This is a genomic window from Aidingimonas lacisalsi (assembly GCF_008079445.1).
GTDB classification, from domain to species: domain Bacteria; phylum Pseudomonadota; class Gammaproteobacteria; order Pseudomonadales; family Halomonadaceae; genus Aidingimonas; species Aidingimonas lacisalsi.
The window spans coordinates 230,526-244,446 of the sequence record NZ_VRYH01000003.1; the positions used below are offsets into that span (position 1 = coordinate 230,526).

At 56.9% G+C, this 13,921-nt stretch carries 14 protein-coding genes; 6 read left to right on the plus strand and 8 right to left on the minus strand.

What is annotated here, in order from left to right:
- The first annotated feature begins 197 nt into the window (after positions 1-197).
- Together FVV99_RS07250 and FVV99_RS07255 are read left to right on the plus strand one after the other, a co-directional pair.
- Complete coding sequence (locus FVV99_RS07250) at positions 198-1,022, plus strand: type IV toxin-antitoxin system AbiEi family antitoxin domain-containing protein (RefSeq protein ID WP_148253391.1); 825 nt, start codon at positions 198-200, stop codon at positions 1,020-1,022.
- Complete coding sequence (locus FVV99_RS07255; RefSeq protein ID WP_148253392.1) at positions 1,012-1,929, plus strand: nucleotidyl transferase AbiEii/AbiGii toxin family protein; 918 nt, start codon at positions 1,012-1,014, stop codon at positions 1,927-1,929. The genes FVV99_RS07250 and FVV99_RS07255 overlap by 11 nt, the downstream gene beginning before the upstream one ends.
- Positions 1,930-2,165: 236 nt before the next feature.
- Here FVV99_RS07255 and FVV99_RS07260 read toward each other — a convergent pair whose 3' ends face one another.
- Together FVV99_RS07260 and FVV99_RS07265 are read right to left on the minus strand one after the other, a co-directional pair.
- Positions 2,166-3,671, minus strand: coding sequence for a DUF2252 domain-containing protein (locus tag FVV99_RS07260; RefSeq protein ID WP_148253393.1), 1,506 nt, complete (start codon positions 3,669-3,671; stop codon positions 2,166-2,168).
- A 125-nt stretch (positions 3,672-3,796) separates the two neighbouring features.
- Complete coding sequence (locus FVV99_RS07265) at positions 3,797-4,804, minus strand: Rossmann-fold NAD(P)-binding domain-containing protein (protein ID WP_148253394.1); 1,008 nt, start codon at positions 4,802-4,804, stop codon at positions 3,797-3,799.
- A 106-nt stretch (positions 4,805-4,910) separates the two neighbouring features.
- Here FVV99_RS07265 and FVV99_RS07270 point away from each other — a divergent pair, with 106 nt between their 5' ends.
- Complete coding sequence (locus FVV99_RS07270; protein WP_148253395.1) at positions 4,911-5,525, plus strand: TetR/AcrR family transcriptional regulator; 615 nt, start codon at positions 4,911-4,913, stop codon at positions 5,523-5,525.
- Entirely contained in the window at positions 5,525-5,602 is a 78-nt protein-coding gene (locus FVV99_RS07275; RefSeq protein WP_148253730.1) for a DUF2256 domain-containing protein, read from the plus strand. Before FVV99_RS07270 ends, FVV99_RS07275 begins: the two co-directional genes overlap by 1 nt.
- A gap of 295 nt (positions 5,603-5,897) precedes the next feature.
- On the opposite strand, the gene FVV99_RS07280 is transcribed toward FVV99_RS07275, so the two are convergent.
- Complete coding sequence (locus FVV99_RS07280; RefSeq protein WP_148253396.1) at positions 5,898-6,746, minus strand: DMT family transporter; 849 nt, start codon at positions 6,744-6,746, stop codon at positions 5,898-5,900.
- Between the two features lie 499 nt (positions 6,747-7,245).
- On the opposite strand from FVV99_RS07280, the gene FVV99_RS07285 reads away from it, so the two are divergent.
- Positions 7,246-8,163, plus strand: coding sequence for a LysR family transcriptional regulator (locus tag FVV99_RS07285; protein ID WP_148253397.1), 918 nt, complete (start codon positions 7,246-7,248; stop codon positions 8,161-8,163).
- 703 nt (positions 8,164-8,866) lie between these two features.
- Here the strand turns inward: FVV99_RS07285 and FVV99_RS07290 are convergent.
- The 4 genes from FVV99_RS07290 to FVV99_RS07305 form a co-directional block, all read right to left on the minus strand.
- On the minus strand, positions 8,867-9,154 hold the full coding sequence (locus FVV99_RS07290) for a sll1863 family stress response protein (protein WP_092568360.1): 288 nt from the start codon (positions 9,152-9,154) through the stop codon (positions 8,867-8,869).
- 203 nt (positions 9,155-9,357) lie between these two features.
- Complete coding sequence (locus FVV99_RS07295; RefSeq protein WP_148253398.1) at positions 9,358-10,098, minus strand: dienelactone hydrolase family protein; 741 nt, start codon at positions 10,096-10,098, stop codon at positions 9,358-9,360.
- 225 nt (positions 10,099-10,323) lie between these two features.
- On the minus strand, positions 10,324-10,509 hold the full coding sequence (locus FVV99_RS07300) for a hypothetical protein (protein WP_236645336.1): 186 nt from the start codon (positions 10,507-10,509) through the stop codon (positions 10,324-10,326).
- A gap of 57 nt (positions 10,510-10,566) precedes the next feature.
- Entirely contained in the window at positions 10,567-11,523 is a 957-nt protein-coding gene (locus FVV99_RS07305; RefSeq protein WP_148253399.1) for an AraC family transcriptional regulator, read from the minus strand.
- Between the two features lie 173 nt (positions 11,524-11,696).
- On the opposite strand from FVV99_RS07305, the gene FVV99_RS07310 reads away from it, so the two are divergent.
- Positions 11,697-12,767 (plus strand): aldo/keto reductase, encoded by a 1,071-nt coding sequence (locus tag FVV99_RS07310; RefSeq protein WP_148253400.1) that lies wholly within the window; start codon positions 11,697-11,699, stop codon positions 12,765-12,767.
- Between the two features lie 154 nt (positions 12,768-12,921).
- On the opposite strand, the gene FVV99_RS07315 is transcribed toward FVV99_RS07310, so the two are convergent.
- A complete protein-coding gene (locus FVV99_RS07315; protein WP_148253401.1) occupies positions 12,922-13,815 on the minus strand; it encodes a LysR family transcriptional regulator in 894 nt (297 codons plus the stop codon).
- Between the last annotated feature and the right edge of the window lie 106 nt (positions 13,816-13,921).

A 13,921-nucleotide genomic window follows, 5' to 3' on the forward strand; every position in this document is an offset into this window, starting at 1 on the left:
CGTGTGGCGCCTGAATTGGGCTCTGTGTCTTCGGGAAAGGGCTTGGGTAGGCTGTTGGCCAGGGTGCGTGGCCGCGTGATCTTCGCTTGACGGATTTCTTTGAATTTTTCTATTTTTAGGTTTTTTTAGCACTTCAAAAGACGTATTTTTGAAGAGTAGGGTTGGCTTTTCTTTGAATATGTAAAGATTAAAGTGCTATGGGCGCCACTAGATCAAGAAACCTAAAGAAGGTGCTGGACGCGGTACCGGCAGGCTATCTCGTGGATGCCCGATGGCTCACGGCCCAGGATATCGCTTACGAGACCTTTCGGGACTACGTCAAGCGTGGCTGGCTCGAGCGCGTCAGCCGAGGTCTTTTCCGGCGCCCGGTTCCGTCGGGAGACGAGGCGGATGTCATCGACTGGAAAGTCTGTTTGCTTTCCATGCAATGTATCATGGGTTATGACGTCCACGTGGGCGGTGCAACAGCCCTCGATCAGCAGGGGTACTCGCACTACCTGAGGTTGGGTAGCCCGGGGCCAGTCTGGGTCTACGGCAATGCTATCCCGAACTGGCTCGGCAAGCTAACGCTCGATGCGCCCGTCAAGACTCGACGCATGACGCTGTTTGACGATCCCGCCCTGGGGATGACGAATTATGCAGCCGAGACCGAGACTGCCCGTCCGTGGTGGGACTGGAAGATCACGATGTCGACACCTGAGCGTGCGATTCTGGAAGCGATGGATGAGCTTCCCGATCAAGAGAGCTTTCATAATCTGGACATGGTGTTCCAGAGCCTGACGACACTGCGGCCAAAGTTGCTGACAGCGCTGCTTCATCAGTGCCGGAAGATCAAGGTAAAGCGACTCTTTTTCGTTTTCGCCGATCGTCATGATCATCCTTGGCGAAAGCGCCTCGACCCCAATGCGTTCGATCTTGGGTGTGGGGACCGTGCGCTTGTCAGCGGCGGCAGGATACATCCCCGTTACCGTATCATGGTTCCTAGGGAATTCGTCGATCTGGAGGCGGACGATGGCGCGTGAAAGCTACGAAGCCCAGGTCGCGTTGTTGGTAGGCCTACTGCCTCACGTTGCCAAAGAGTCAGACTTCGCGCTGAAAGGTGGCACAGCGATCAATCTGTTCCATCGTGATCTTCCCCGGCTGTCAGTGGATATCGATTTGACCTATGTGCCGGTTCGGGGCAGGGACGAGAGTCTTGTGGGGATCAATGCCGCGCTGGATCGCATCGCGGCTGGCGTCGAGAGTGGTATCCCGAACTCCAATACGCAACGCATTCGAGGCGGTAGTGGTGGCGCGACTCGTCTCCTGGTTCGCCGGGGTGGTGTCGAAATCAAGATAGAGACCTCGCCGGTGACTCGCGGTGTGGTCCATGATCCGGAGTTTCTGGCCGTCTCTGACGCCGTCCAGGACGAATTCGGTTACGCGGATATCCAGGTTGTCTCCTTCGAGGATTTATTCGGAGGCAAGTTAAATGCAGCCTTGGATCGGCAGCACCCCCGCGACCTCTACGATGTGCGACTACTCTATGAAAATGAAGGGCTAACGCACGACCTTTTCCGCACCTTCTTGGTGTACCTGGCAAGCTCGCCACGCCCGGCCCACGAGCTTCTGCATCCTAATAATATTGACCTGGACCGTCCCTACACGCAGGAGTTCGAGGGAATGACCCGAAACCCGATCAGTCTCGGTGAGCTTCGGGAAACTCGCGAACGACTGGTAAGGGATATCCAGTCCCGATGCGATGATGACACGAAGCGATTTCTATTGGGTTTGCATGATGGTACACCTGATTTCACCGCCATCGACCGCCCGTTCGCGGCGGATTTGCCTGCCATTCGTTGGAAAATCCTCAACCTCGAGCGATTGAGAAACGAAAACGCTGCCAAGCACGCCGAACAGCGAGAAGCGCTGGAAGCACTGTTGGGTTAAGCGAGCAGGAAACCGAGCGCGACTTGCTGCTGGGTTGATGCGCTGATGCTGAGTTACCGGATTCGTCGGAGAGGATGAGTTTGAACCAGAATTAACTGTCCGGGACTGCCGGACAGTTCGCCCTAGGAGTTTAAATTGGATGCCCGGAAGACATCGGGACAGGTCTACTCATGCATCGAACTGCTAAGGAATTCTTACAAGTTCGATTACCTTTGCCCGCTACGACCTGTCGCTACTCACCGATGCACCCAATCCAGATGCTCGAACGCGCCCCGGGCGTGATCCTCGCGGAACATCTCGTGGTCCCGGTGCAGGCGGTCGGCGGCCTCGACGGCGAATTCCACCATGTCCTCGGCGAACAGTGCCGGTGGGCCGATGGCGTTGAGGATCGCGGGTTCGATGTCGTAGTCGAGGCTGCCGGATTCGTCGGAAAGGGCATGCACGGTGGCGAGTACGCTGCCGCAGATGTGGGCGTACTCCCTCCATTCGCTCTTGGAGAGATCGTCGAGGTCGATATCGTCGCGGAACGGCGCGCGTTCGCGGGATAGATAGCTGTGGCCCTCGAACGTGACGTGGCCGTAGAAGACGTCGCCGCGTATCAGGTGCACGGCCTGGGCATGGCTGATGCGTTCGGCGAGCGTGTCCATCTCGTAGGCGGAGGGCGGTACCAGGCCGGAGAGGGCGGAGCGCCGGGCCTGCTTGTACTCGATGATCATGTCGTCCGTGCCGTCGCGCCGGGGGCCTTCGATCAGCACGTAATAGCGGTTGAGCCCCAACGAGGCGGTGCCCTGGCCGAGACGTATCGCCACGTCCTTCACGCGCATGCCATTCTCGCCTTGCACCCGGGCGCGCGCCGGCACGTCGATCTCGTTTTCCTCGACTAACCGGTCGGTGATCGCCTGGAATTCGTCACGGCGAGACGAGATCGGCACCAGTTTCTTGGTCGGACGGAAGCCGCTGCGCGTCTCGTCGAGGTAGTCGTCGGCCAGCCACTCGGCACGGTCTTCATCGGCGTCCTCGAACAGCTTGCGGATGAGCTTCGGCGCGTTGTCGTGACGCATCTCCTCGTCCTGCTCGGTGCCTTCGTGGGCCAGCCGCTCCATTGTCTCGAGGTAGCCCTGTACGAAGCGGCGCACGATCTTGACGCGATGCTTGTGCTTGAGCTCACCCTCGGTTTCGGAGGCGATCATGAAGCCGACCGCGCCGCGCTTGATATCCCAGGTGAAGGGCGCGTAGTAGGCCTCGTCGAAATCGTTGACCGAGAAGATCGGCACGTTGTCCATGTTGGGCATGACGCCGAAGTTGCCGGGGTGGACGTCGCCGAGCGCGAGCACGGTCGGCATCCAGGCATCGTCGCCGGCCATGTCGCGATAGAACAGCAGCGCCGTGCCGCGAAAGAACGAAAACAGCGAGTCGGAGAGCTGGTCGAACTTGGCGTCGGCTTCCTCGCAGCCGTCCGCGATGCGCGTCTGATGATCCTCGCGCAGCGTCTGGCGCACGTGCCGGCGACGCTCGAAGCCGGTCAGAGCGCGCGGGCGCAGCACGAACTCGCCGGCCGCCACCGCCTCGGCCAGCCGTTTGAAGGTATCAAAACGTGTCGCCACCGGGGCGGTCTCTTCGTATGACTGCCGTTCGAGTGCTGCCGCCAGTTCGGCCTTGTTCATCGATGAACGTCCCGCGATCTCCTGCTGTTGAGCTTGCTCGTAGAGTGCCTTGCGCGTTGGTTCCGATTCACTAGCCATGGATCCCCCTTGCCTGTCTTGGCTGCGCTTGGTGTCGATAGATCGTTGACGTCCAGCATGCATGACTTGACGGAATGATGCATGTCTTCGCCGTGACAGTGTTGCAGTGGCAGCCGTCTCGGGCATTACAGTGCGTCGAGTTCCACTATCTGTCCGTCAGCTTGCGTGAAGCGCTCGAAGTAGTCTGCGGGGTCGAGCAACTGATACGGGAAGTAGAGTCCGGCCGGGGTGGCAGGATTGCCATCGAGCCCGGTAAGCCGTTCGAGCACCATGGTAACGCCGAGTCCTGTGAGCGGCATCTGCCCTTCGGGATGGGTGACTGCATGGCGGGTGCGAAGTGAATGTCCTGAATGATCTTCTCCCGCGAGCTCAATGATGATCTCGGTCGACATCGGCTCGCCACGACGGCGGCTCGAACTGACGCCTATGGCCAGGTTGAATTCGACGTTGGGTGCACCGGTCACAGTGGCGAGGCCGAACACGTCGTGAGGCGATAGCCCGGTAGCTTGCAGTATCGCCCCATCGGCTGCGCGGAAGCGGGTCTCGAGGTCGTCGTCGCTACGCCAGACCCAGGCACCGTCGCGGCGTGCCTGGACGGCAGGAATGGCCTGCGTCTGACGCTCCAGGTCGTCGAAGGAGGCCGGGCCGCCTTCGTCCTGCTCATCCAGCAAAGCGCCGATGCGAATCGTGTCGATGCGACGGAATGTCTTGGCGAACTCGAGCGCGGGAATCGTCGTCGCTCCCACCAGCCATTCGGTACCCAGAACCACTGGGGCAGCGTCCGGTCGGTGCATGTAGGCCGCGACCTCGGGACCGATTTCATACATGGCGGGCGAGATGCTGATGTAAGGCACGCCACGTCGCTGAGCGAATCGGAGCACGGCGGTGGTCGTGTCGGTAAAAAAGATCGCGATGGCGCGGATAGGGCGCTCACCGAGTCCGAGGTCGTCGGCGGTAAGGTCGACCGTCACGCCCTCGGCATCGCCGATGTCGGCAGCCGCGCGTTGTGCCTTGGCGAGATCCCGCCCGCCAATCAGCAGGGGGAGTCCCGGGTGAGTCTCGCGCAGGAAGCGTGCCGTCTGGCGACCGACGATACCGGCGCCTCCAATGAGCAGGATGGGATCGAGTGTCATGAATGTTCTCCGGGTTGAGGACTAACCTACTAATGGTAGGTTTTTGAACATTAACCTACTCGTGGTAGGTTTTCAATCTGCCAGAGAGCATGGAAGGGGGGAGAGCGTGAAGCGCAGTGCAAGCGAGACAGGACAGAAAACAGGCGCCCGGCGGCTCTCCGGGCCCCAGCGGCGGCATCAATTACTCGATACGGCGTTGCAGATCGTGCGGGAAGAGGGTGCGGATCGACTGACGCTGGGCTATCTGGCCTCACGTGCCGGCGTCTCCAAGCCGGTCGCTTATGATCACTTCGGGACGCGCTCGAAGCTGCTGATCGAGCTGTACAGGCTGATCGACCGGCGGCAATCCGATGCGCTGCGCGAGACGCTGACCACCGAAGGGCGAAGCTTCGAGGAAACCGCGTCGCTGCTCGCGGCCGCTCACGTACATTGTCATGCCGACACCAGCGGCGAGTGGCATGCCATTGGCGCCGCGCTGGCGGGCAGTGAAGAAAAGGAGGCGGTCTATCAGGAGCTGCTCGATGGCTACGTCCAGTTGTTCGCGACCGCGTTGAGGTCATATTGTTCGCTTGAGGATACTGAGCTCGAACGTCGCTGTGTCGGCTTGATCGGTGCGGGTGACGCGCTCTCGGCGGCCATGGTGCGCGGCCATTGCAGTGAAGCCGACGCGGCACAAGCTTTCGCCTTGTTGATACGCGGTGGGCTTCGGGAGATGCCTTGATGCCTCATCGCAAACCTCCTCCCCTCACCAAAACCTGCCCTGTCTGCCAGCGTCCCTTCACGTGGCGAAAGAAGTGAGCGCGAGAAAAGGTCACGCGACTCATTAACGTCATACCTCCATCTGGCGCAAGCGCAGCGCAGACGATGAAGACGCCCGGAGTCGAGATCGTGGCCAGCCTGATAGGAGGCCATACGGCAGGCCTGTGGCGTTTCAGATCAGCGTCTATTACTTCTAATTTTTCCGTTGAACTCAAGCAATGGAGTCTCCAGGAACTCCGGGACGGTTCAGGGGCCGGTGTCTGCGTCCGGTGAGATTATCAAAACTGGTTAGCTCTTACCGGTTTGAACCATGGCTATACTATTTATGTTATGGCTAGTCTTTCAGTACATCCCCGACCACAATTAGAACCGTTGCCACCATAGACAACCCGATACCCACGCACTTAGGGGCATCAATTGTTTCTCGGCGAACAATGCTGCCTAATATAACGGGTACCAAAGGGTACATCGAAACAATGATTATACTGATGATGAGTAACTGTCCCTGCCGCGAAAAGGTGTATAACGTAAGACCCAACGCGCTGATCCCTCCCGCAATACTTGCAAGGGCCGGGTATGCTTTGGGAAGACATGTTCGATGGTAGCAAAAGGGGAGTAAGCACACCGCCCCGGTTATCATGCAGATAGTAATGCCGGAAAAGGCTGCTGATTCTGGGATTCTCCCCAACGCGTGTAATTGGATGGCAAAGCCTGAACCCGCCGCAAAGCCAAAGCGGTAGCCGTTGTCAGCAGTCTTAGTCTGTAATATGGGTGTTAATTGGTTTCCTCCGGCGATTAACCAGATAGCGGGGATAGCTAAAAGGACTCCAAGCCATACTATTGGTGTTGGTGACTCGCCTAGTAGGGCTACGGATAAGCACAGCGCCAATATGACCATGCCTACAGCACTAATAGGGACGACGGCACTAAAAGGAGCCCTGGCTAGACCCATATAGAGGCATTGGGCACCAAGGGCTGACCCAATTCCAGCTATTAGACCCCACCACACTGCTTCAAGTTGCCATATGGAAAATATCAAGGCAAAGCACGTTGCAACAACTGACCCACCGAGGTGTGTATAAAATGCAACCCGTAATGGTGGGTAGCGTTCAGCAACAAGTCCATTAATCAAATGTGTCATCCCAAGCAAAGCCATGGCCGAAAATGAAAGTAACAAAGTCATATTAAGATGCCAATGTGTTATAATTTGTTTATAGGAACCATCGCCGTTGTGTACCTCGTGCCTATAGCATGCAAGAGTGGAAAAACATATTATTCATGGTTTTTGTGGTATATATTGACTTCCTGCCCGGGGGGAGATAAGTGCCAAGTCCTCTGTTAATGGTTTTCTTGCTTATGGCTTGTTGCCATATTAATAAAGTCGATAGGGATGCTGGTTGAATGTGTCCTATGATAAATCTAACAATGTTTTTGTTTTCTTTTTTAACTAATGATATTCTATAAAAGTCTCTGCACCAAAGCAAGTAAAAATACTCTGGATAGCTATCGAGCTGTTTTGTGGTCATAGCTAATTGATGAATTTTTTGTGCATCTTTTACTAAAGGGTGATAATATCGGTATGACATTTTCAGTTAGCCCCATGAGATTGATGCTTTGATTCTATTTTTAACAAGCTGTTTTAGTAAAATCGAATTTTCTCATAAGGGATATGAGGTCGTGTGATGATCAGAGGAACTGAAATCACGGTGTCGCAACTAAGAGCGTTTTTATGTGTTGTGGAAGAACGGTCTTATACCAAGGCGGCAGATCGCTTAGGAGTTAGTCAGTCAGGGGTAAGTCATTCTTTGCAATCACTTGAACGTGTAGTGGGCGGCCAACTACTGAGAAAAGAACATAACGAGTTACATGTGACCGCGCTAGGTGAGATTGTTGTAACGAGCGCAAAGAAGATTTTGAGTGAGCTGGGTACATTGAATTATCAGCTTGAGAATATGAAGGGGGCCGTTGATAAATCATTAAGAATCGGTGGGATCCCCAGCGTGTTAAAAGGTCTTATGACGCCGTTTATTGATGATTTTTCGAAACGTTACCCCCGCTCTGTTAGTTTAGTGTTGGAAGGGGTAGAGGATGAGGTGAAAGAGTGGGTGGAAAGTGGTGTCATTGATATTGGCTTTATCACGGATATAACACACATCAACGCAGCCTATTGGAGAGAAAATTTTTCTTGGGAAGAAGTATGCTGTGATGAGATCCTGGCCGTGTTACCTGAAAGCCACGAATTGGCGACTTACGAGGCAATCGGGGTGTCAACATTAACGGACTATCCTCTCATCATGTCATCCGGTGGTTGCGAAGCACTGATACATCAAATATTTGCGAAATCACTGGATGACACCCACTCCTTTCAAATCGATTTCTGGGTGCGTGACACTGCGACATTACTCGATATGGTAGCAGCTGATGTAGGAATCAGTCTTGTGCCTAGGTTGGCTTTGCATTCTCATTCTACTAAGAAAGTGGCCGTAAAAAGCCTGACACCTAACATTGATAGAACGGTTATTGCCTTTTGGCCGAAACGACAGCCGATAGGGAAGGTGGGGACTTTGTTTCTAGAGCATCTTATCGGTGATAATCGGTAAAAACAGATGATTGATTATAGATTGGTAATAGGCTTTAAGCGATAGTGAAAGCATTCGGGCTAGTTACATGCTATGCCTTATTAAATGCCTAAGTCGAAAGGCTTGTTGATTTGTAATAAATTTCTCTACATAATTTCCATTATTAAGGCTACTTATTGTTGTTTTCTCAATTTTTACTTCGATTTATTCCTTTATTGTTGCAAATTTACTTTGCTCAATGTCTTCGCTTTAGGGCTGTCGGCTAGAATATCCATTTCTTCCCGATCTGCAGTTATCGTTCGTTTTGTCTTATACTATTCGGAACAATTGGCCTCGGCTTGTGAGTCGCATTCCTCGCGCTTTTCTGTTCCATGAACCTCTGGATTATAATACAGTGTCACACTGGTAGAAAGCTATCTCGCCAACTTTTTAGGGTCCATGGGACACTCCTTTGTCCATGACAAAGACTAAGTTATCACTCGTTCTACTGCATGTTCTATATGCTCAACTCTGTGATATAAACCTCTTACACGATATGTCATTAATCACTTACATCGTGTTGGTCGGATTGAAAAAACGCTATTGGGGTATTCCTTCCTCAGTCTTCTTCACTCACTCGTCTCTTAGCCGCGTCCAGGCGGGCCTCGCAAGGTTTCGACTAGGGTCAGCCAATGGCGGGAGGAGAGGGCGCCGCTGATACGGGCGCCCGAGCGAGGGTATAGGATCACTTGAAGCGGGAGCGGGCCTTTTCGAAGGACGCGCTCAGTGAATCCCAGGCGCGCTCCGCACCGTCCTTGATGTCGTCCCAAGCGTCATCGCTGGAATTGCGCAGCTCGTCGAGCTTCTGGCGCACTTCCTCGCGCTTCGCTTCAAGACGGTCAGCCTCCTCCTCCCGTTCGATGCGGGCATCGGCCTCGTTGCTCTTGGCACGGGCCCTCAGTTTGTCGATCTCGGCCTGCCATTCGTCCAACTTGGCCTGCAGCTTCTGCTCGTAGGCTTCCCTGTTGCTCATGGGGCTCTCCTTTCCGTCTTGGGGGGTGGAACCTTCAAGATAGCCTGTCGTCGAGCCGACAGGGAACTATCTGCTCAGGGTGGCATATCCAGCCGGGGCTATCGCAAGGGCAGAAGGAATGACAGTCCGCAAAGGTTACGCGACATCCCCCGTCAACGCGGTCCATACAGCGGGGCCGCTGATGAAACGTGGGAACGGTCCTGTTACAGCGTCTCTTCCAGGAGCAGGGACAGCCGCTTGTGATGCAGGTCATCGGCGGCCGCATCGTAGGAGGGCGCATCCTTGGCCGTGAAGCCATGGGCTGCGCCCTTGTAGAGTTCGGTGGTGAAGTGCACGCCGGCGGCGGCTAGCGCCTCGTCCATGCGGGCGATCTGCTCGGGGGGCAGCAGTTCGTCCTTGTCGGCGTGGCCGAAATAGACGCGCCCCTCGATGGTGCCGACCTCATGCACGGGGCTGTTCGGGTCGTCTGCCTCTGCCAGTCGAGCCGAATGGAAACCGGCCGCAGCCGCCACGCGATCGGCGTGTTCGGCCGCCATGCGCAGCGCGAAAGCCCCGGTCATGCAATAGCCGACCGCGCCTATCTTGCCGTCCGCGAACTCGGCCTCGTTGTCGATGCAGCCCAGCAGGGCGACGAAGTCGCGGGATTGCGCTTCGGGCGTGAGGTGGTCGGCATATTCGACCAGCGTCGGTCGCACGTCTGGGTCACGGAAGGACTTGCCCTCCGGCACGACGGGGCCACTTGCATCGCGGTAGTAGACGTTGGGCATCAACACGGCATAGCCGTGGTTCGCGATTTGCTGGGCTTTCTCGTGATAGCAGGGGCGCAGACCGCCGATATCGGTGAACAGCACTACGGCCGGAAGGGGGCCGTTGGCGCCCTCGGGGGTGAAGACATGCGCGTCGATGGTGCCGTCGGCGGCGGAGATTTCGATAGCACGGGACATGAATGGGCTCCGGGTTGTCGATGGTGAAAGGATGTCGTCAGAGGCGAAAGTCACTAGAGACGAATCTAACCGGAGACAGGCCCTGTTGACGAGGTCGTTACTCTCCCGCTCCGCTGATCATCCGCAGCTCCTGGAGGCTTGACCCGTTTGAGAGCCTCCTCCAACTTTTGATGATGCAGCCGAGGGAGTAGGGTTGGCCAGGCAGAGAATTCTTCGCGTCTGTCGCTAGATACGCCTGTTTATTCCGGCCTTCGCATTCTCTTCGATGGTGACCGGTGTGCTCCGCAAGCGCAGGGCATCGCGCTTCGGTGGCGTCTGGAACAGGCGTCCGTATTCGCGCGTGAACTGCGAGACGCTCTCGTAACCCACCTCGAAGGCAGCATTGCTCGCTGAGAAACCTTCGTCGAGCATCAGGCGGCCCGCGTTAATGTCCGCCTTCTATTGTTGCCTCTGCTTGAGACCCTCGCCTCAAGCGATCGGTCTGGTTTCCTCCGGACTGCCGGCTTCGTGCTGAGTTATCTCGCCAATTGAAGTGTCCCGGGCGTAGCGGGCGGGTGGCACTCCGACATGGCGGCTGAAGGCCACGCTAAACGTGCTGGCGGAGCTGTAGCCGACCCGCTCGGCGACGTCAGCGATGCTGGCTTGTCCTCTGCGCAGCCAATCCTTGGCCAATGCCATGCGCCAGGCGAGCAGGTATTCCATCGGAGCGCTGCCCACGGCGCGGCCGAACCGTTCATAAAACGCGGATCGGGAAAGCGTCGCTTCTTTCGCCAGTTGCGCAACCGTCCATGGCCGGTCGGGACTCTCATGTATCCGGCGGATCGCGGCGGCGAGGCGCTCATCAGCAAGGCCGCGCAGTAGCCCGGGCGATGTATCCGTCTGTCCACTGGAACGAAGAGCTTCGATGAGCAGGACTTCCAGCAGGCGTTCCAGGACAACTTCGCGTGCCGGTCGTTGCGCACGCGATTCATCGCTGACGAGTTGCATGAGCGTGGCTAGCCGATTTACGCCCCGAATATGCACGAGCTGCGGCAGCAGCGAGGCGAGCAGAGCCGCATCCGGGGAGCGAAAGACACAGTAACCTACCAGCAGGCGAACATCGGGAAGGCCGTCGGGGCTACCAAGCCGGAATTCGCCATCGGGCATCGCGATGGGAGTGAGATCCATGTCCTTCACTTCTGTTGGCGTGCGGCTCGACATCGTGAAGTCATTCGCCGAGGGGATCAGCGCGAAATCTCCCTCACGAAGGACGATCTCGTCGTGACCGCCGGCTGCCAGACGGCACTCCCCTTCAAGAATGGCGCAATAGTAGGGGCGTCCGACCTCTGTGCGGCGAAGGCTCCAACGGCCTGCGCCGCTGACCCGTTTCGAGAACGGGGCAGCGGGTTGAAGCAGCGTGACTATTTGAGCGAGCGGATCCGTCAATTCAGGACATATGCCAACAAAATATGGACTAACTATTGTATATCATCCGGTTTCGGCTTGCCATACTCGGTTCCCGGCATATGCAAGAGGCGCTCTGTACCGGGGAGTTCTCCCGCAATCTTCTGTGAGCGTGACTCACCCGACACCATTTCCGCCATACAAGGATAACCACCATGCAATACCGCAATCTCGGCCGTACCGGCATCCAGGTCAGCCCCTACTGCCTGGGCGCGATGATGTTCGGAGGAATCGCCAACTCCGATCACGATGAATGCGTGGGCATGATCCACAAGGCGCTCGATTTTGGCATCAACTTCATCGACACTGCCGACGCATACAGCCAGGGCGAGTCCGAAGAGATCGTCGGCAAGGCGCTGAAGGGGAGGCGGGACGACGTTGTGCTCGCCACCAAGGCGTCTCTCCCGATGGGTGACGACCCCAACCGCCGTGGCGGGTCGCGGCGCTGGTTGACCCGCGCGGTCGAAGACTCGCTGCGTCGCCTGCAGACCGACCATATCGACCTTTATCAGATTCATCGGCTGGCGCCGGACACCGACATCGAGGAAACCCTGTCGGTCCTCACCGACTTGATGCGCGAGGGCAAGGTACGCGCCATCGGTGCCTCGACCGTTCCCGCTTCCGACATCGTGGAGGCGCAATGGGTCGCTGAGCGACGCGGGCTGGCTCGCTTCCGCACCGAGCAGCCGCCTTATTCCATTCTCAATAGGTCGATCGAGCGGGAAGTGCTGCCTGTCTGCCAGCGTTATGGTATGGGAGCGATGGCGTGGAGCCCGCTGGCCAAAGGCATGTTGACCGGCAAGTACCGTAAGAGCGGAGAGCGGCCGGACTCGCTGCGCGTGACATATTTCCCGAAGGCGATGACTGACGAAGCTAGCCTCGATGCAGTCGAGCAGCTCATCCCGCTGGCTGAGAGCGCGGGCCTGTCATTGATCCACATGGCGCTGGCCTTCGTGGTGACGCATCCGGCGATGACATCCGCCATCATCGGTCCTCGCACACCCGAGCAACTCGACGACCTGCTCGCCGGCGCGGAGGTGCAGTTGAGCGACGAGATTCTCGACCGGATCGACGAAATCGTCCCGCCGGGCGTCGATGTGGCGCCGTTGGAGAGGGCGGCCTACGTACCGCCGGCGATCGCGCAGACGTCCCTGCGTCGTCGTACGCTCACGCAGCGGGCGGCCGACGATGCCGGTACTGCCGGGGAGCAGTATGGGGGCGGATGACATGAGGAGCATTTGCCGCGCTGATACGAAGGGGGGCAATGACAACGCCATACTACAATTGCCTTAGTAAAATGCTGGGCGTTTACTTCGGCGTTTCAACCCCTCGTAAATTGTCGGTCACGGTATTTTTGGAACTCATATCGACGCGCGAATATTACATTCGCAGCTCTCGCAGCAGGTCGATGAAAGCACGCAGGCTTGGCGGTACATGTCGGTTATTGGGGTAGTAGAGAAACAGGCCTGGAATGGGTGGGCACCACGCCTCGAGCACGGTGACCAGCCTCCCATCGTTCAGATGGGCCTGTACGTAGAGTTCAGGCACATAGGCGATGCCCAGACCATCCGCTGCAGCCTCCACCATCAATTGACTGCTATCCAAGGTCAGGGCGCCGGGCACATCGACAGCCACGTCCTGGCCATTCTGATGGAACTCCCAGCGGTAGAGCTTGCCACTCGGCAACCTCTGTCTTATGCATTGGTGAGTGGCTAGATCGTCCGGCGTCTTTGGTGCCGCCCGGCTGCGAAGATAGCCAGGTGAGGCAACGGCAAGAAAGCGCATATCGCGTCCTACAGGGATGGCGATCATATCCTGAGGAACCGCCTCTCTCAGCCTGACGCCCGCATCAAAACCCTGCTCGACAATGTCAACGAGTCGCCCCTCGGCCACGAGATCGAGTTCGACGCCATCATGGAGAGCGAGATAGCGTGGCACGACGGTTTGCAGCAACAGGCGAATCACTCCTTCGCTACCGTTGATGCGCAACTTGCCCGTGATCCTTCCTTCGGAGCTCGATGCTTCTTCCAGGATCGTGTCCAAATCGCTCAATAACGGTTTCAAACGCCGTAGCAAGCGCTCGCCGCTTTCGGTCAGGGATACGCTGCGTGTGGTTCGGTGCAGCAGTCTCGTGCCTAACCTTCGCTCAAGGGAACGCACCGTGTGACTGAGAGAGGAGCGACTGACACCCAGTAGGTCGGCTGCTCGGCGAAAACTGCAGTGTTCAGCCACTGCCTGGAAGGCCTTGAGGTCGGTTAGCGTTGGCTTGCTCATTGGTGAATAATTTTCACTTCTTCATGCCAATTGTTGGGTATTCTCCAAACAGTGATACTGCCATAGCCTGTGTCTTGCAACACGCGGTTAATGATTCAGGAGATTT